Below are 277 nucleotides of genomic sequence, written 5' to 3' on the forward strand. Positions count from 1 at the left end.
ATTGAGAAAGATCGTGCTCATCCTGAAAAGTCTAAGAAACGTCCTTTAGCTTCAGGCCAGGTAAGCCCCCGAAGTGAGATGATTTTGTTGGTTTTGATCTATGTGGCACTTGGATTTTCCTGGTTAGTTGCACCCAAGGTGATTTATGTGATCTTGGTGTATCTAGTGCTGAATTGGGCCTATCCCTTCAAGTTGAAGCATGAACCTGTCATTGAAATCTTTATTGTGGCTTTTGGCTTTGTATTACGTGTCGATGCTGGTGCTGTAGCCCTTGCAG

1 protein-coding gene is annotated in these 277 nt (G+C 43.7%); it reads left to right on the forward strand.

What is annotated here, in order from left to right:
* Positions 1-277 (forward strand): UbiA family prenyltransferase (locus ACG9ZL_RS21260; RefSeq protein WP_419361924.1); only part of this gene is annotated, 277 nt, incomplete at both ends.

The organism is Acinetobacter legionensis (assembly GCF_048551735.1).
In the GTDB taxonomy this organism is placed as follows: Bacteria; Pseudomonadota; Gammaproteobacteria; order Pseudomonadales; family Moraxellaceae; genus Acinetobacter.